At 63.6% G+C, this 16,975-nt stretch carries 15 protein-coding genes; 7 read left to right on the plus strand and 8 right to left on the minus strand.

The features are described from left to right. Positions 1-30: 30 nt before the first annotated feature. The 8 genes from dapB to DESFRDRAFT_RS13440 form a co-directional block, all read right to left on the minus strand. The gene (dapB, locus tag DESFRDRAFT_RS13405; protein WP_005994738.1) at positions 31-819 is read right to left on the minus strand and encodes a 4-hydroxy-tetrahydrodipicolinate reductase; all 789 of its coding nucleotides are present in this window, start codon (positions 817-819) and stop codon (positions 31-33) included. Positions 820-879: 60 nt separating this feature from the next. Beyond that, entirely contained in the window at positions 880-1,881 is a 1,002-nt protein-coding gene (gene hypE / locus DESFRDRAFT_RS13410) for a hydrogenase expression/formation protein HypE (RefSeq protein WP_005994741.1), read from the minus strand. Between the two features lie 420 nt (positions 1,882-2,301). After that, on the minus strand, positions 2,302-3,375 hold the full coding sequence (locus DESFRDRAFT_RS13415; protein WP_005994743.1) for a protein-glutamate methylesterase/protein-glutamine glutaminase: 1,074 nt from the start codon (positions 3,373-3,375) through the stop codon (positions 2,302-2,304). Between the two features lie 32 nt (positions 3,376-3,407). Next, a complete protein-coding gene (locus DESFRDRAFT_RS13420) occupies positions 3,408-4,268 on the minus strand; it encodes a CheR family methyltransferase (protein ID WP_005994744.1) in 861 nt (286 codons plus the stop codon). Between the two features lie 5 nt (positions 4,269-4,273). After that, positions 4,274-4,786: a chemotaxis protein CheW gene (locus DESFRDRAFT_RS13425; RefSeq protein ID WP_005994745.1), complete on the minus strand. Its 513-nt coding sequence runs from the start codon at positions 4,784-4,786 to the stop codon at positions 4,274-4,276. A gap of 79 nt (positions 4,787-4,865) precedes the next feature. Then, on the minus strand, positions 4,866-6,986 hold the full coding sequence (locus DESFRDRAFT_RS13430; protein WP_005994746.1) for a chemotaxis protein CheA: 2,121 nt from the start codon (positions 6,984-6,986) through the stop codon (positions 4,866-4,868). Positions 6,987-7,025: 39 nt separating this feature from the next. Next, positions 7,026-8,828, minus strand: a complete 1,803-nt coding sequence (locus DESFRDRAFT_RS13435) for a methyl-accepting chemotaxis protein (protein WP_144005043.1) — start codon at positions 8,826-8,828, stop codon at positions 7,026-7,028. 298 nt (positions 8,829-9,126) lie between these two features. Next, a complete protein-coding gene (locus DESFRDRAFT_RS13440; RefSeq protein ID WP_005994748.1) occupies positions 9,127-9,705 on the minus strand; it encodes a DedA family protein in 579 nt (192 codons plus the stop codon). A 193-nt stretch (positions 9,706-9,898) separates the two neighbouring features. Between DESFRDRAFT_RS13440 and DESFRDRAFT_RS13445 the strand changes: the two genes are divergently transcribed. Genes DESFRDRAFT_RS13445 through flhA form a run of 7 tightly spaced genes read left to right on the plus strand, consistent with a single transcriptional unit; the run spans position 9,899 to position 16,957 of the window. Next, entirely contained in the window at positions 9,899-10,375 is a 477-nt protein-coding gene (locus DESFRDRAFT_RS13445) for a chemotaxis protein CheD (RefSeq protein WP_005994749.1), read from the plus strand. Further along, a complete protein-coding gene (locus DESFRDRAFT_RS13450) occupies positions 10,372-11,226 on the plus strand; it encodes an HDOD domain-containing protein (protein WP_005994750.1) in 855 nt (284 codons plus the stop codon). Before DESFRDRAFT_RS13445 ends, DESFRDRAFT_RS13450 begins: the two co-directional genes overlap by 4 nt. Before the next feature lie 12 nt (positions 11,227-11,238). After that, entirely contained in the window at positions 11,239-12,006 is a 768-nt protein-coding gene (locus DESFRDRAFT_RS13455) for a tRNA lysidine(34) synthetase (protein ID WP_005994751.1), read from the plus strand. A 17-nt stretch (positions 12,007-12,023) separates the two neighbouring features. Then, entirely contained in the window at positions 12,024-12,920 is an 897-nt protein-coding gene (locus tag DESFRDRAFT_RS13460) for a M23 family metallopeptidase (protein ID WP_043794938.1), read from the plus strand. A 33-nt stretch (positions 12,921-12,953) separates the two neighbouring features. Further along, positions 12,954-13,733 (plus strand): flagellar biosynthetic protein FliR, encoded by a 780-nt coding sequence (gene fliR / locus DESFRDRAFT_RS13465; protein WP_005994754.1) that lies wholly within the window; start codon positions 12,954-12,956, stop codon positions 13,731-13,733. Between the two features lie 15 nt (positions 13,734-13,748). After that, entirely contained in the window at positions 13,749-14,822 is a 1,074-nt protein-coding gene (gene flhB / locus DESFRDRAFT_RS13470; RefSeq protein ID WP_005994755.1) for a flagellar type III secretion system protein FlhB, read from the plus strand. A gap of 32 nt (positions 14,823-14,854) precedes the next feature. After that, positions 14,855-16,957: a flagellar biosynthesis protein FlhA gene (gene flhA, locus DESFRDRAFT_RS13475; protein ID WP_005994756.1), complete on the plus strand. Its 2,103-nt coding sequence runs from the start codon at positions 14,855-14,857 to the stop codon at positions 16,955-16,957. Positions 16,958-16,975: the final 18 nt, after the last annotated feature.

Consider the following 16,975-nt stretch of genomic DNA (forward strand, 5'->3'; position numbering starts at 1 on the left):
TTCCCCTCTCGCACATTCTTATCTCTCTCCCTAAGCCAGCATGTCGGCCATGGCGTAGAGTTTGCCGGGCTTTTGCCGCCCCACCCAGGCGGCGGCCCGCAGGGCTCCCTGGGCGAAGGTTTCCCGGTTGCCCACCCGGTGGGTCACTTCGATGCGCTCGCCGGGACCGAAGAAATAGACCGTATGGTCCCCCACCACATCGCCGCCGCGAAGCGCCGCCACACCGATCTCGTCCTGGGTGCGCGGGCCGATGATGCCGTCGCGGGTATGGCGCTTGACCGCGTCGTAATCCTGGCCCCGGGCCGCGGCCAGGCACTGGCCGAGCTTGATGGCCGTGCCGCTCGGCGCGTCGGCCTTCTTGTTATGGTGGATTTCCATGACCTCGAGGTTGTAGGCCGGGCCGAGTTTGCGCACGAGGTCGGGCAGCACGGTGAGAAGCACGTTTAAGCCCACGCTCATATTGGGGGCGAAAAAGATAGGCGTTTTTTCCGCCGACCGGGCCAGGGCGGCCGTCTGCTCGGGGGTGAGGCCCGTGGTGCCGACGACCATGGGATTGCCCGCTTTGGCCGCGATTTCCGCCGAGGCCACGCTCGCCTGGGGCGCCGTGAAGTCGATGACCACCGCGCCCGGACATTTGGCCAGAACGGTCGCCAGGTCGTCGCCCACAGTGCACTCAAGCCCGGCCAGGCCGTCGGTGCAGCCGCTACGTTCCAGCGCCCCGACCAGACGGTAGTTGTCCGGATCGGCCTTGGCCAGCCGGGCCAGGGTCGCGCCCATGCGCCCCATGGCCCCCATGATCACCACATCGCACACGCTCATGTTCGCGCTCCCATCGGGTCAAAGGTTGATATCGTCCCACTCTCTTGCCATTTGGCGGCGTCAGCAGATGCGGGGCAGTTGCTCGCCTTCGAGCATGCCGAGAAGCCGTTTCCCGCCAAGGGGCGTGATCATGGCCACCTTGCCGGGATGGTCGTCGACGACCCGGCCGACGATGGCCGCCTTGCCCCCCAGGGGATCGGACCGCAAGATTTCCAGAGCAGCTTCGGCGTCGCCCCCGGGCACGATGCAGATGCATTTGCCCTCGTTGGCCAGGTACAAGGGGTCGAGGCCGAGCACGGCGCAGCCGCCGGCCACGGCCGGGTCCACGGGAATGGCGTCCTCGGTCAGCTCGATGCCGACCCCGGACTGGCCGGCGATCTCGTTTAAGGTGGTGGCCAGTCCGCCGCGCGTCGGGTCGCGCAGCACGTGCACGTCCGGCAGCCCTTCGAGCAGCCGGGACACCATGCCGGCCAGGGAGGCGCTGTCGCTGACCACCGGCGCATCAAAGGAAAGCCCCTCGCGGGTGGACAGGATGGCCAGGCCATGATCGCCCATGGAGCCGGAAATCAGCACCGCGTCGCCGACGGCGGCCCGGTGGCCGCTCGGGGCCGGATCGACCCGGATTTCGCCAATGCCGGCCGTGTTGATGAAGATCTTGTCCGCCGCGCCCTTGGGCACGACCTTGGTGTCGCCGGCCACGATGCGCACCCCGGCCTTGCGGGCCGCCTCGCCCATGGAGGCCACGATGCGTTCGAGATCGGCCATGGGCAGGCCTTCTTCGAGGATGAAGCCGCAGGTCAGAAAAAGCGGTCGCGCGCCCATCATGGACACGTCGTTGACCGTGCCGTGCACGGCCAGTGAGCCGATGTCGCCGCCCGGGAAAAAGACCGGATCGACCACAAAGCTGTCGGTGCTCATGGCGATGGGGCCTTTGACGGAGAGTACGGCGGCGTCATCCATGCGGGCCAGGATGTCGTTGCCGAGATGGCGGAAAAACAGGTCGTTGATGATGCGTTGCGAGGCCCGCCCCCCGCTGCCGTAATCGAGCAATACCTTGTCCATAATTGGGCCTTTGAGGTGGCGGCGTACGGAAATGCGGGCATGCGGCGCGCGGGCGATCGCCCGGTCCCGCGTGCCCCACGACGATTATCGGGAAAATGCGTCCCGGCCCGCCGCCCTGGGTTGCGGTCACGACGCGAAATGCGTCGAGGCGCACCATAGCCCCAAACAAGGATTGTTTCCAGAGGGTTTCGAGAAGGGCGAGTGACGGGGGAAGCGCATGGGAGGAAGATGGTGCGAGAGGGAAAACCCTTTTGTAAAGGGTTCTCCCCTCTCGCGCTCTCCCCTTCCTAAACCTTTCAACGGCTACAGGTGACGTACAACTAACGCGCCATCATTAGAAAAGTCTTTGGAAAGGGGGTCCGGGGGGAGAACCTTTCGTAAGACAAGGTTTCCCCCCGGCGGCACGCCTCGCATCTTCACTTATCCGGAGCACGATCGGACCACTTCGCCGGCGATGGCGCCGAGGGGCATGACCCTGTCCACGCCGCCGAGCTTGATGGCTTCCTGGGGCATGCCAAAGACCACGCAGGAAGCTTCGTCCTGGGCGATGGTGTGGGCCCCGGCCTCGTGCATCTCCTGCATGCCGGTGGCCCCGTCGTCGCCCATGCCGGTCATGATGACGCCCACGGCGTTCTTGCCGGCGTAGCGGGCGGCGGAGCGAAACAGCACGTCCACGCTCGGCCTGTGGCGGCGCACCAGCGGGCCGTCCTTGATCTCGACGTAATAGCGCGCGCCGCTGCGCTTGAGCAGCATGTGGCGGTTTCCCGGGGCGATGAGCGCCTGACCGCGCAAAATCGTGTCGTTATCCGCCGCCTCCTTGACCATGATGCGGCAGATCCCGTCCAGGCGCTTGGCAAAGGCGGCCGTGAACTGCTCGGGCATATGCTGCACGATGACGATGCCGGGACAGTTCTGGGGCATGGCTTCAAGGAATTCGCGCAAGGCCTCGGTGCCGCCTGTGGACGCGCCCACGGCCACGACCTTCTCGGTGGTCTGGAACATGGCCTTGCCGACCGGCCCCGGCAGCACGACGTCGGCCGAAAGCTTGGGCGCGACCTTCATGGCGCTGACGGGCAAAAGCTTTTTCATCTTGGCCCGGGCCGCCGCCTTGACCGCGTCCACCACCCGGATGCGCGACTCCTCCAGAAACTGCCGGGTGCCGAGCTTGGGCTTGAGGATGATGTCCGTGGCCCCGTATTCCATGGCCCGAAGCGTGGTCTCCGAGCCGGCTTCGGTCAGCGTCGAGCAGATGACCACCGGAATGGGATGCTGGGTCATGATCTTGCGCAGGAAGGTCAGCCCGTCCATACGCGGCATTTCGATATCGAGGGTGATGACGTCCGGCGCTTCGATCTCCATGCGTTTGACAGCGGCATAGGGATCGGCGGCCGCGCCGATGACTTCGATGTCGGGATCCGAGGACAAAATATCGGTGAGCGTTTGCCGGACAAGCGCGGAATCGTCCACCACAAGGACTTTGATGGCGTTTTTCACGGACGGCCTCTTTTCACAGGTTGGAGCACCGGCTAGATCTTCTTATATACTGTTGGAGCATGCTGTCGCAAGGGCAAGTCCATTCCGGTGAGGCTCTCGGAATGGCCGATGAAAAGAAACCCGTCCCGGCGCAGCTGGGTGCAGAATTTCTGCAGCAGCTGTTCCTGGGTCGTCCGATCGAAATAGATCATGACGTTGCGGCAAAAGATGGTGTCGAGGGGCTCCGGAAAGCTAAAGTGCTGCATGAAGTTCAAGCGCCTGAAGTCGATGACCCGGCGCAACTCGGGCATCAGGCGCACGAGTTTTTTTGCCCGGTCCTTGCTGCGCAAAAAATAGCGGCGCTTGAGATCGAGGGACATTTTGGCGAGGCGCTCCTCGGGATAGACGCCGTTTTTGGCCATGGCCAGCACCCTGGTGGAAATATCCGTGGCCATGATGGAGAAGCGAAATCCCGGCGTGCGCTGGGCGAATTCCGACAGCACGATGGAAAGCGTATAGGGCTCCTCGCCTGTGGAACAGCCGGCGCTCCACAGGCGAAACGGACGCGAGGGGCCGTAGGCGGCGCGCCAAGTGGGAAGGACATCCTGGGTCAGGACCTCGAAATGGCGCGGCTCACGAAAAAACTCCGTGGTGTTGGTGGTGATGACATCGATGAGGTGCACGAGTTCCTCGTCCAGGCCCTGGGGGCTGAAAAGGAACTCGTAATAGTCGTGATACCCGGCCATGCCGAGGGTACGCAGACGCTTTTGCAGTCTGGCCTCAACCATGACCTTCTTGGACGGCGGCAGCTTGATGCCGACTTCGGTATGAATGAATTCACTGAGCTTCCTGAATTCCTTCTCGGTCATGGTCGCAAGGCCGCTGGCCCTGGCCTGGACGCCGACAGCCGCCATGGGGATCAGGCCTCCGCGTTTTCCGGGGTTGCCTCGCCGAGACTCTGGGCCAGCCCGGCCAGTTCCAGGGAAGTGAAAACCTTGTTGATGTCGAGGATGATGATGAACTTCTCGCCGGACTTGCCGATGCCCCGGATGAATTCCCCCCGAATCGGCGTGCCCATGCGCGGAGCCGGCTCGATCTGCCCGGCTTCCATCTCGTAGACTTCCTGGACCGAGTCGGCCAGGGCCCCGAGCACCGTGGACTCGCCTTCGAGGGCCACCTCGACGATGATGATGCAGGTGTTGACCGTGCGCTCGGTGGCGCCCATGCCGAACTTGAGCTTGAGGTCCACCACCGGCACGGCACGGCCGCGCAGGTTGATCACGCCGCGGATGTACTCCGGGGTGCGCGGCACGCGGGTGATGTTGACCAGCTCCAGAACCTCGCGCACCGAGCTTATGTCCAGGGCGAAAAGCTCGCGTTCCAGGGTGAAGGTGAGGTATTGGTTGTCATTTGCGCTTGCGGCCTCGGCCATATTTTCCTCCCTCAGCGGGCGACGTTCGTGACGCGTCCCTTGAAAAACAGGCCCGCCCGCGCGGTGGGCGGCCGTCCGGTCAGGCAGCGGCGACACGGCGGATGCCGCCGGATTCGCCCCGTCGCACCAAAGCTGACACATCCAGAATCAAGGCCATGCGGCCGTCGCCCCGGATGGTTGCCCCGGAAAATTCCCCGATGTCGCGGTACAACGGCCCCAGGCTTTTGATGACGGTCTGGTGTTCCCCGATCACCCGGTCCACGGCCAGCCCGACTCTGGACCCGTCGACGGCCACGACAACGATGGGTTCGATGGTCGGCGACGTCCCTTCGATGGCGAACAGGTCGCGCAGGCGCAGGCAGGGCACGACTTCGCCGCGCATGTTGAGCATCCCAGCCTCGCCGTCGTCATCGGGCTTGCGCGCCATCTCGAGGCACTCCTCGACCTGGGCCAGGGGCAAGACATAGTATTCCGCGCCCACCTGCACCTGCAAACCGTCGATGATGGCGAGCGTCAGGGGCAGCCGTACGGTGATGACGGTGCCCCGGCCCGGCTCGGAGTCGATCTCCACAACGCCGCGAAGCGTTTCGATGGCCCGTTTGACCACGTCCATGCCCACGCCCCGGCCGGAAATGTTGGTGACGGACTTGGCCGTGGAGAAACCGGGCAGGAAAATGAGGTTGTAAAGCTCCTTTTCGGTCATCTCCAGGCCGGGAGGAATAAGCCCCCGTTCCTCGGCCCGGGTGCGGATGGCCGAGGCATCGAGTCCGGCCCCGTCATCGGCCACGGTGATGACCACTTCGCCGCCGGCATGGGCCGCGCCAAGGCGGATGACGCCTGCCGCGGGCTTTCCCGCCGCCTCCCGGGCCTCGGGCGATTCGATGCCGTGGTCGATGCTGTTGCGCAGGAGATGGACCAGCGGATCGCCCAAGCGCTCGATAACCGTCTTGTCGAGTTCGGTCTCCTCGCCCGTGGTCACAAGCTCGATCTCCTTGCCGAGCTCGGCGGTCAGGTCGCGTACCAGACGGCGGAATTTGCCAAAGGTGGCCCCGATGGGCAGCATACGGATGGACAGGGTGGAATCGCGCAGACTGTCGCCGAGGCGTTCCAGATGCTCGGCAAGGGAACGCAGCAGCGGATCGCCCCGCTCCTCCACGGCTTGCTTGATCTGGGCCTGAACGATGACCAGCTCGCCCACGAGGTCGACCAGGGAGTCGAGCTTGTCAGCGGCGACCCGGATGCTCGAAGCCTTCTCGGAACGCTCGTGAGCCTTGCCGGCCAGCTCGCGCACGGCGGCCTGTTCGGACAGCGCCGAAGCCACCTGCCCGTTGCTGACGACGCCCTTGTCCTTGAGGATGTCGCCCAGGCGACGCTGGGTGGCCAGAGCCTCGGCCAGATCCTCGGGGGTGATGTCGCCACGGGAAATCAGGATGTCGCCCAGGCGGCAATGGACCTGCTCCCCGTTCACGGCGCAGCCGTCGTCAAGGACTTCCACGGAAAGGTCGCAGTCGTCCTCGGCGAACACGAACACATCGGTCAGGGCCGCCGCATCGGCCGTTGTGCGGATGACGCAGTCCCACCAGGTCAGACAGGCCTCGGGGTCCAGGGCGTCGAGGGGCTCCACATCATCGATATGGGCATACAGGCGGCAATCGCCCAGCGCGATGACGTCCTCGAGCAGATGCAGGGGGTTGTTTCCCGAGGCCAGCATGCCGGGCTGGGGACGGAAGCGCAGCCGGAAAATGCGCATCACCTCGGCGGCGGGCGTCTGCGGGGCGGGCTCGGCCTGGGCAGCGGGGGCCCCTTTGGCCGCCTCACCGCCAAAGGCGCGAAACCCCTCGAGGATATCCCGCCCGTCCGCCTCCCGGGCCGCAAGGTCCTCCTCGTCGGGAGAAAGCAGGCTCTTGATGTGGTCGCAGGCGCGCAGCGAAAGGTCGAGCAGCCTCCCGTCGACCGCCAGCAGGCCGTTTCGGACGCGGTCGAAGACCGATTCCACATCGTGGGTGAAGGCGGCGATATCATCGAAGCCGAACATGGCCCCGGAGCCCTTGATGGTGTGCAGGGCGCGGAAAATCTTGTGAAGCAGATCGGCGTCGTCCGGGGTGCGCTCGAGTTCCAGCAGCGACGCTTCGAGATCGGCGAGCAGATCCCGAGCTTCTTCCAGGTACGCGGCGCGGTGGGCGTCTTCCTGCGTGTTCATGGACAAACGGCCCTCCCTGCCCGCGTGTTGGAATCGTGGTTAGAACAATTCGACATTGTCCCCGAAACCCCCTGCACCGGCCGTCGCCGCCTCGGGGGCCGGCGTGCCGGGCGCATCCTTGTTTCCGGTCGGGGCCAGGCCGAACGCCGTTTCGTGCACGGCCCGTTCCGCCTCCATGGTGTAGCGGTCGTAGAGCTCGCGCAAACGCGCGCTGGTTCCCCGCCCGCCTTCGGGCACGATCTTCCGGGCCTTGCCCAGCTGGTCATTCAGGGTCCGCCGGATAGCGGCCAGGCGGGAGCCGATCTCGCGATCGAAGTCGATGCCCCGCCCGACCTCGGCGGCCCTGGTCCCGAGGGTATCGCTGGCATCGCGCAAATAAGCGAAAAGCGACCGGCACTTCTGCGCCGTCGCCACGACGTCGGCCAGGACGGCGTCGAGTTCGCCCACCACGCGCCAGGCTTCGGACTGGTCGTTGTGTTTGCCGGCGTTGTCCCGCAGCGTCTCTGCGGCGTTTGAAATGTCGCCGAGGATGGCGGCCACGGCGTCGGTCTGGCGTCTGGCGTCGGCGGACAGATGCTGGATGGCCAGGGCCAACACGCCGAGCGCCGCGCCGGCCTCGCCGGTATGGGCGGCCTTGATGCTGGCGTTGAGCGCGATCAGTTCGATTTCCGCCCCGACCTCCTCGATGGCCTCGATGGAGCCGCCCATGCCGGTAATGGTGGCGGCAACCGAGTCCATGATGCCGCCAAGCGCTTCTCCCTGGGCGGCGAAATCGCCAAGTTCGGCCTTGACTGCGGCAATGCCCGCCTGCACCCGTGTCAAGGGGCTGTCAACACCGGTCACGCCGGCGATATCCCCGCCGAAGCCCCGGATACGGGAGGCAAGGGAGGAGAGGCTTTCGCGCAGCACCCCCGCCGCCTCGGAGAAATGGCGGTCGGCGCTTTTGAGTTGGGAATCCTGCAGAGTGAGGACATCGGCGACGAAGGCCAGCAAATCGCGGGCGTCCTCGCCGGCGTCGTCGTGCTTGGGATCGGTTTCGAGCACTCCGGCCACTTCGGCCAGGGCGCGCTCGGCGTGCTCGATCTGCTGGCGGACGATATCGTGGGACTGCAGCGAACGTACCGCCTGGCCGATATCGGTCTCTATCTCGCCGGCGGTCAGGGACAGCTGGCGGGAGACCTCGGCGGATCGGCCGGCCATTTCGGCCACGCTTTCGATATTGGCCGTCAGTTCCCGGGAAATGACGTCGTAGCAGTGCTCCTGGGCCTTGATGATGCCCCTGGTCCGCTCCCTGGCCGCCTGCACATGGCCGCGCAGGGTTTCGACCTTGGCGGCGATGGCCCCGCAGTGGTCCACGATCAGGTGGGCGAGCTTCTCCACGTCGTCAGCCAGGGTGGAAAAACCGCGCCCGTCAGCGCCGAGCCGGGCGCTTTCGATGCGGGTGGCAATGCCGAGCATACTCAAGTGCTTGACGATCTTGGAGAAGGCGGAGGTTATGCCGGAGAGTTCCTCGACGATCCTGCCCACGTTTTCGATGTCGGCCAGGCTGCGGCGGCCGGCATCGTTGATCGAGACGTCGGTCAGGGTGGTCAGCTCGCCGGAGAGGCGACCGAGGGCGGCGTGCATGTCTTCGCCGGCGGTTTGCTCCACCAGCTCCTGGGCATGGCGAGAGATGTCCTCGCAGCCCGATTGCAGGGCCATGAGATTTTCCCCAAGGCCGAGAAAATCCCGCTCGCGCCCTTTCATGAGAGACGACAGGCCGTGCTCCATGCCGCCAAGGACGGCACGGCATTGTCGCAACATTTCGAGAGTGGGCTGCGCGTGGTGTATGGTATCGGCCATTGTCCCCATCCCCGCCTCTTCGGCTTTTACGAAAAGCCGCACCGGACGCTCGCGCTTGATACTGCCGCGCGCATTTCAAAACGACACCCACGGACGGTATGCCGGGGTAATGGTGAAGCTACACGTTTTTTTGCGAAGTTCAAAGAATTCCTTTGCCGACGCAAGGCTCGCGCGACAACGTCACCGAAACGGCACCGTATTTCCCCGCGCGGCCCGCGGCTACTGGCCTGCAATGCCCGGCAAAATGAACTTGTTAGGTTGCTTATAAAAAGAAAGCAAGAAGTCCGGTGGGAACGCGTCAACGGCGGCGCAGTCGCTTGACGACCCAAACGACGGCAATGACCACGGCGGCCAGCCCCAATATGGCCAGTTCGACATGATGCACGTTGTCGATCAGCCGGATCAGCACGTTTTCCAGAATGCTGCCGAAGGCATAGCCGGCCGAGGCGAAGACCACGGCCCATATGCCCGCGCCGATGGCGTTGAGCAAGAAGAACTTGTGCACGGTGATGTCGGCCGTGCCGAGGACGAAGGGCGTGAGATTGCGCAGACCGTAGAAAAACCGAAAGGAAAGGATCAGGATTTCGTGATATTTCTTGAGCATGGTGTGGACCCGCTCGGCCCGGGTCCGCCATTTCTCGCTTTTGTGGATCAGCCGGCGGCCGAAGTGGCGGCCGATGAAAAAGGCGGTCTGGTCTCCGGCCAGGCTGCCGGCAAAGGCAAAAAGGATCACATAGCGCAAATCCAGTCCGAACTGCGGCGATTGGGCGGCGAATCCGGCCAGAAGCAAAATGGTCTCCCCTTCGAGAAAGGTGCCGACAAAAAGGGCGAGGTAGCCGTATTGCTCAATGAGGTGTTTGAAGAATTCGATGGACATCGTCGGCTCCTGACGGGCCTTTGCCCGGTGTCCGCAACGTCTGCGGAAACCTGGGGAAGGTATGCGCTTGGCCGGATTCTGTCCACAACCATGTCGCGACCTTGTCCTCGCCCGCCTTTCCGGATAGGTTTACGCCCCGGTTTTCGAAGAACCTCAACCATTTTGCCGCCAAGGACCGCGCAGGCCACAGCCCATGGAGATCATCGTCAGCATCTCCGACATGAAGGTCACCCACCGGGCCAGGGATGTGCTTGTCACACATGCTTTGGGCTCATGCCTCGGGCTTGCCGCCTACGACCCCACGACCGGCGTGGCCGGGCTCATCCATTGCCTGCTGCCCGTGGCCAGGGACGGCGCCAAGGAGCCTGTCAAAAACCCCTTCATGTATGTTAATCTGGGCGTGCCGCAAATGATGCGAGCCCTGTTCAATAGAGGGGCCACCAAGGAAAACTTGATCCTCAAGGCCGCCGGCTGCGGCCGGATGATGCATATTTCCAACCAGTTCGATACGGGAGCCAACAATTTCGCGGCACTGAAAAAACTGCTGCAGATCAATGAAATGCGCCTGTTGGCCGAGGATGTCGGCGGCACCATTCCGCGCACCATGCGCCTTTTCGCCGAAACGGGCAGGGTTGTGATCTCATCTTGCGGGAGGTCCTGGGATTTATGAACCGACGCGAGGAAATCATCCAAAAGGCCATGGCCATCCCCCAGATGCCCATGCCCGTACAGAAGGTGCTGTCCTATATCGGCAACCCGGAAGCGGATCTGCGCAAACTGGCCCGCATCATCGAATACGACCCGGGGCTCACGGTCAACGTGCTGCGTATGGCCAATTCCTCGTTCTTCGGTTCCGGCGGCAAGGTGACCTCGGTCAAGGAGGCGCTCATGCGCCTGGGGCTGCACCGGGTTTACCAGCTCGTGATCGCCTCCGGCGTCGCGCCCATGACCCGCTTCGCCATCAAGGGCTACGGCCTGCGCCCGGGAGAGCTGCTGGAACATTCCGTGGCCGTGGCCACGGCCTCCGAAACCCTGGCCAGGGAACTGGACCTGGCCGCCCCGCCCCACACCTTCACGGCGGGCCTGCTCGTCAACATCGGCAAGACGGTGCTCGGCTCCTTTCTGGAGGTGGACGCGGCCCCCATCCTGGCCCTGGCCCACGAACGCCAGATTTCCTTCGAGCAGGCCGAGGAGGAAGTCCTCGGCATCAACCACGCCGAACTCGGGGCCATGCTCCTCGAGGGCTGGTCCATCCCGGTCCCCATCGTCAACGTGGTGCGCTACCGCCTGCGCCCCGACGAATGCCCCGAGCCGGACCTGGCCCTGGACCTCGTGCACGTGGGAGACGTCATCGCCAAGATGACCGGCATCGGCATGGGCATCGACGGCATGCAGTACACGCCTTCCGAGGCCGTGTTCGCCCGCCTCGACCTCACCCCCGTCCAGATGGAAAACGTCATGGCCGCCATCCTCGAGCATATCGCCGAAGTACGCGGCATTCTCATGGAAAACACCCTGTAACCGGAAGGACCGATGACGGGCGCGACACGATTCCTGCGGACCCGGGACCTGGGCTATGCCCAGCGGACCTGCGTGGCCAAGGCCGGCAAACTCATGATGCGGACCGGACAGCTGGCGCCGAAGGCCCGGGTCGGCGTGGCCGTTTCCGGCGGCGTGGACAGCCTGGTGATGCTGGCGGTCCTCGCCATCCGACGTCGCATCGTTCCCTTTCCCGTGGAGCTGATGCTGCTCCACTTAAACCCCGGCTTCGACAAGGAAAACCATTTGCCGCTCGTCGATCTGGCGGCGGAGATGGGCCTGGCCGCCCATATCGAAGTCACGGACTTCGGCCCTCGGGCCTTTTCCGAAGAGAACAAAAAAAACTCCCCTTGTTTTTATTGCGCCTGGCTGCGCCGCAAGCGGCTTTTTGACCTGTGCGCCGCCTATGGGCTCACCCACCTGGCCTTCGGCCACAACGCCGACGATCTGGCCGCGACCTTTTTCCTCAACATGTTCCAAAACGGCCGCGTGGACGGCCTGTCCTGCCGGGAATCCTTTTTTCACGGACGGCTGACGGTCATCCGTCCGCTGCTTCTGGTCGACAAAAAAAGCATCATCCGGGCGGCCAAGGCCTGGGAACTGCCGGTCTTCGCCAATCCCTGCCCCATGGCCGGCAAGTCCATGCGCCACGAAGCCGAGGGGTGGATCGCCGGCATCTGCGCCGGCGACAAGAAACGCGCCGTCAACCTGGAGCACGCCCTGGGCCGCTGGCAGCTTGACAAGGACGCATGGCCCGGCTAGCCGCCAACAACGTCGTCATGTTTAAAAACTACCATATCGTCGTTTTCCGGGATCAGCACGGCGTGTGCCGCAAGCTGCGCCTGCGTGGCTGGCTTTTCGCGGCCATCCTTCTCCTGGCCGCCCTGCTCGTGGCCGGCAATGTCTTTTTGGTAAAATATTTTTATAATTATAAACAGATGGAACGCGACGTGACCGCCAAGGAGAAGCAGGCCACGGAGCAGACCACCCAGCTTTTGGCCCTGTCGGAAAAGGTCAAGACCCTGGAGGCCGACCTCACCAGGCTGCGCGGCTTCGACGCCAAGCTGCGCCTCATGGTCGGCCTGGACAAGGAGCCGCGCGACGTTTCCTCGGACGGAGCCGGGGACAAGGATTTCGAAAAAAGATACCTGCCGCTCTACCGCCAGGAAATGCTCACCCGCAAGCTCCACGAATTCCTCGGCCGCCTGCGCCAGACCGCCTCCCTGGAACGCGTACGCCAGCAGGAACTTGTAAGCGCCCTGTCCAAGAAAGGAAGCCTGCCCACCTCCATGCCCATGTCCTGGCCGGTGACCGGCTGGATTTCCTCGCCTTTCGGCGAACGGGTGTCACCGTTTACCGGAAAAAAGGAGCTGCACAAGGGCCTCGACATTTCCGCGCCCATCGGCACGCCGGTGGTGGCTCCGGCCGACGGAACGGTCACCTTCGCCGGCGAGGCCGACGACGGGGGATCCGCCGTGACCGTCGACCACGGCGGCGGCTTGACGACCTCCTACAGCCATCTGCGCGACACGGAAGTCACCGCCGGCCAGACCGTCAAGCGGGGCCAGACCATCGGCCACGTGGGCGACCTCGGCCAATCCACGGGGCCCCATCTGCACTATGAGACGCGCCTTGGCGGCATGCCCGTGGACCCCATGCGCTACATTCTGGAATAGGTCCCCTGGCCCGGCTTTTGCTTGCCTGTCGGCATGAATCTGTTCCAGTTCGACCCCGCCACCGTGTTCAGCTTCGTGCTGACGCTCATGCGCATAAGCCTGGTGGTGTTTCTGCTGCCGTTTTTCGGGGCCAACCTCCTGCCGAACATGGTCAAGGCGGCGTTTTGCCTGATGCTGACCCTGGCCGTCTTTCCCATGCTGTCCTTTCCCGGGACCATGATGCCGGCCAACGTCTGGTCGTTGTCACTCATGCTCCTCGGCGAAGTGGTCATGGGCCTTTTGCTCAACATCCTGGTTCTGTTTCTGTTCGCGGCCGTACAGTGCGCCGGCGCCATCATGGGCTTTTCCATGGGTTTTTCGCTCATGAACAGCATGGACCCCCTGACCGGCGCCTCGGAGTCGGGCCTCGGGCACCTGATGAGCCAGGTGACCACCATGCTTTTTCTGAGCTTGAACGGGCATCTGGTCCTGCTCGGCGGACTGGCGCAGAGCTTCAAGCTGGTGCCGCCGGGAGGGCTGCTCATAAGCCCGGCCCTGGGCGAGCATCTCATCGTCTTTTCCGGACAGATGTTCGTCATGGCGCTTAAAATCGCGGCCCCGATCATGGCCTCGATCTTCCTGGTGGACTTGGCCCTGGCCCTGGTGGCCCGGGCCGCGCCCCAGATGAACGTGCTTTTCATCGGTTTTCCGCTCAAAATCGGCGTGGGCTTTCTCTTCATGACCCTGGTCTTCGGCGCGCTGGCGCTCTATGTCGGGCGCTATGTCGCCGAGATCGGCCCGATGTACACGCTCATGCTCAAGGCGTCGGGATAAACGCCCTTTTCCGCCATGGCCAGAGATCCGAGCAAAACAGAACAAGCCACCCAAAAACGGCGCGACAAAGCCCGTGAAAAAGGGTCGGTCGCCCGCAGCCAGGAACTGCCCAAGCTCACCGTGCTGTTCGCCGGGCTTTTCGTCATCCGTTTGACGATCCGCTCCCTGGGCGACGACCTCAAGGAGGTCTTCACCCTTTTTCTAGGCCAGCGCCTGCACTTCGAAGCCACGGTCGACGCGGTCAACGCCCTTTTCTGGATGCTTTCCGGCAAACTGGCCATGATGCTGCTGCCGCTTCTCGTGGTCATCGCCATCATCGCCTTCATCACCCAGCGGATCCAGGTCGGCAGCATCTGGCACTCGAAACTGTTCGAGCCGGATTTCAGCAACCTGTTCAATCCCATAGCCGCGCTGCAAAAGCTCCTCATCAATCCGAAGACTCTCGTGCAGCTCGGCAAGCAGGTGGCCATGGCCTCGGCCATCGCCGTCGCGCCCTACCTGATTATCAAGAACAAATTCAACGAGTTCCTGCCTCTTTTTTACCAGTCGACCCAATCCCTGACGACTTTTTTGCTGGAAAACGGCTTTACCATGGTGCTCTATACCCTGTTTCCCATGGTGCTGATCGCCGTCCTCGACGTCTGGTACACGCGCTGGGACTATGAGGAAAACCTCAAGATGACCAAGGACGAGGTCAAGGACGAGACCAAGCAGGCCCTCGGCGACCCCGTCGTCAAACAGCAGCAGAGGCGCAAGATGATGGAGGTCATGCAGCGGCGCATGCTCCAGGACGTCCCGAAGGCCGACGTGGTCATCACCAACCCGACCCACCTCGCCTGCGCCCTGCGCTACGATCCCAAGGAATCACCGGCTCCTCTGCTTTTGGCCAAGGGCGCCGATCATCTGGCCGAGAAGATCAAGGAAATCGCCCGGGAAAACCGCATTCCCATCCGGGAGAACAAGCCCCTGGCACAGGCCTTGTATAAGAACGTGGAAATCGGCCAGACCATACCCGAGGACCTCTACCAGGCAGTGGCCTCGATCCTGGCCCAGCTCGACAAGTTCAAGCGTCCCGGCCACAATCGCTGATCGGCCAAGGCCGGGGAAAGGGCGTCAAAATCATGGCGAACACAGCCGAACCGGTCAAATTCAATTACGAGCGCTTCACCAAGCAGGGCGACGTCATGCTGGCCGCCGGCGTGGTGCTGATCCTGTTCGTCATGCTGGTGCCCGTCCCGCCGGCGTTTATCGACCTGATGCTCACCTTCTCCATCTCGGTGAGTCTGGTGGTGCTCATCACCAGCATGTTCATGGGTTCGCCGCTGGAATTCTCCATCTATCCGACCCTGCTTTTGGTCACCACCATGCTGCGCCTGTCCATGAACGTGGCCTCCACGCGCCTGATCCTGCTCCACGGCGACGAGGGCCCCTCGGCCGCCGGCCACGTCATCCAGGCTTTCGGCCAGTTCGTGGTGGGCGGCAACTACATCGTCGGCTGCGTCATCTTTCTGGTTCTTTTCGCCATCAACAAGAAAGTCATCGTCTCCGGCACTACCCGCATCGCCGAAGTGGCCGCCCGCTTCACCCTGGACGCCATGCCGGGCAAGCAGATGGCCATCGAGGCGGACTTGAACGCCGGGATCATAAACGAAAAACAGGCCACGGATCGTCGCGAAGCCATCCGCAAGGAGGCCGACTTCTACGGCGCCATGGACGGCGCGGGCAAGTTCGTTTCCGGAGACGTCACCGCGACCATCATCATCACGGCGATCAACATCTGCGGCGGCTTCCTCATCGGCGTCATGCAAAAGGGCATGGACTGGAAGGACGCCGCCCAGACCTATACCCTGCTCACCATCGGTGACGGCCTGGTCTCCATCATCCCGTCCATCATCATTTCCACCTCCGCCGGCCTGATCGTGTCCCGGGCCGCGGCCGAGGCCAAGATGGGCGAGGAATTCCTGGCCCAGCTCACCTTCCATCCCCGGGCCTTGCGTCTGGTCTCGGGCATCCTGCTCTTATTCGCCATCGTCCCGGGCCTGCCGACCCTGCCCTTCCTCATCATGTCGGCCCTGCTCTTCTTCGTGGCCCGCCTGTCCGGAAAGCAACAGGAGATGCTCAAGGCCGAGGCCGAGCAGCAGGAGAAAAAGCCGGCCCCGGAACTGGAAACGCCCGAAGAGGTCCAAACGCTGCTGCCCCTCGACGCCCTGGAGCTGGAAGTGGGCTACGGGCTTATTCCGCTGGTCGACGAGGAGCAAAACGGCAACCTGCTCTCGCGCATCCGCTCCATCCGCCGCCAGTTCGCCCTGGACATGGGCGTGGTCGTCCCCTCGCTGCACCTGCGCGACAACCTGCAGTTGCGTCCCGGCCAGTACGTGGTGCTCATAAAGGGCAACGAGGTGGCCTCGGCCGAAATCCTCATCGACCACTTCCTGGCCATGGACCCTGGCGACGCCAAGCACCGCATCAAGGGCGTGGAAACCCGCGAGCCGGCCTTCAACCTGCCCGCCTTGTGGGTGCCGGAGCTGCAAAAGGAAGAGGCCATGCTGGCCGGTTACACCGTCGTCGATCCGGCCACGGTCATCGCCACCCACCTGACCGAGGTCTTCAAGCGGCATCTGCACGAATTTCTGGGCCGCCAGGAAGTGCAGACGCTCCTCGACAACCTGGCCAAGCGCGCGCCAAAGGCCGTGGAGGATCTGGTGCCCGGGACCATGAACCTCGGCGGCGTCCAGAAGGTACTGCAAAACCTGGTCAAGGAAAACGTGTCCATCCGCGACCTGCTGACCGTGGTCGAAACCATGGCCGACTACGGGGCTTCGGTCAAAGACCCCGACCAGCTCACCGAGTACGTGCGCTCGCGCATGGGCCGCACCATCGTCAAGCCGTACCTGACGAGCGACGGCGCCCTGCCGATCCTGAACCTCGCCCCCAAGGTCGAGGGCGCCATCCAGGAAAGCGTGCGCCAGACCGACCACGGCGCCTATCTGGCCATGGAGCCGGGACTGGCCCAGCGCATCATCCAGGCCATCCAGAAAACCATGGACAAGGCCATGCTGGCCGAGGGACAGCCGGTGCTTTTGACCACGCCGCTGGTCCGGCCGCATCTTTCCCAGCTGCTCTCGCGGTTCATCCCCAACCTGCCGGTGATCTCCCAAGCCGAGATCCCCGCCGAGATCAAGCTGCAATCCGTCGGCAACATAGGATTGACCAATGCGGGTTAAGACTTTTCGCGGCGAAAG

The organism is Solidesulfovibrio fructosivorans JJ] (assembly GCF_000179555.1).
GTDB lineage: Bacteria > Desulfobacterota > Desulfovibrionia > Desulfovibrionales > Desulfovibrionaceae > Solidesulfovibrio > Solidesulfovibrio fructosivorans.

Coding starts and splice junctions, on each gene's coding strand:
- dapB (WP_005994738.1), bottom strand. CDS start 819: ATGAGCGTGTGCGATGTGGTGATCATGGGGGCCATGGGGCGCATGGGC.
- hypE (WP_005994741.1), bottom strand. CDS start 1,881: ATGGACAAGGTATTGCTCGATTACGGCAGCGGGGGGCGGGCCTCGCAA.
- DESFRDRAFT_RS13420 (WP_005994744.1), bottom strand. CDS start 4,268: ATGGCGGCTGTCGGCGTCCAGGCCAGGGCCAGCGGCCTTGCGACCATG.
- DESFRDRAFT_RS13425 (WP_005994745.1), bottom strand. CDS start 4,786: ATGGCCGAGGCCGCAAGCGCAAATGACAACCAATACCTCACCTTCACC.
- DESFRDRAFT_RS13430 (WP_005994746.1), bottom strand. CDS start 6,986: ATGAACACGCAGGAAGACGCCCACCGCGCCGCGTACCTGGAAGAAGCT.
- DESFRDRAFT_RS13435 (WP_144005043.1), bottom strand. CDS start 8,828: ATGGCCGATACCATACACCACGCGCAGCCCACTCTCGAAATGTTGCGA.
- DESFRDRAFT_RS13440 (WP_005994748.1), bottom strand. CDS start 9,705: ATGTCCATCGAATTCTTCAAACACCTCATTGAGCAATACGGCTACCTC.
- DESFRDRAFT_RS13445 (WP_005994749.1), top strand. CDS start 9,899: ATGGAGATCATCGTCAGCATCTCCGACATGAAGGTCACCCACCGGGCC.
- DESFRDRAFT_RS13450 (WP_005994750.1), top strand. CDS start 10,372: ATGAACCGACGCGAGGAAATCATCCAAAAGGCCATGGCCATCCCCCAG.
- DESFRDRAFT_RS13455 (WP_005994751.1), top strand. CDS start 11,239: ATGACGGGCGCGACACGATTCCTGCGGACCCGGGACCTGGGCTATGCC.
- DESFRDRAFT_RS13460 (WP_043794938.1), top strand. CDS start 12,024: ATGTTTAAAAACTACCATATCGTCGTTTTCCGGGATCAGCACGGCGTG.
- fliR (WP_005994754.1), top strand. CDS start 12,954: ATGAATCTGTTCCAGTTCGACCCCGCCACCGTGTTCAGCTTCGTGCTG.
- flhB (WP_005994755.1), top strand. CDS start 13,749: ATGGCCAGAGATCCGAGCAAAACAGAACAAGCCACCCAAAAACGGCGC.
- flhA (WP_005994756.1), top strand. CDS start 14,855: ATGGCGAACACAGCCGAACCGGTCAAATTCAATTACGAGCGCTTCACC.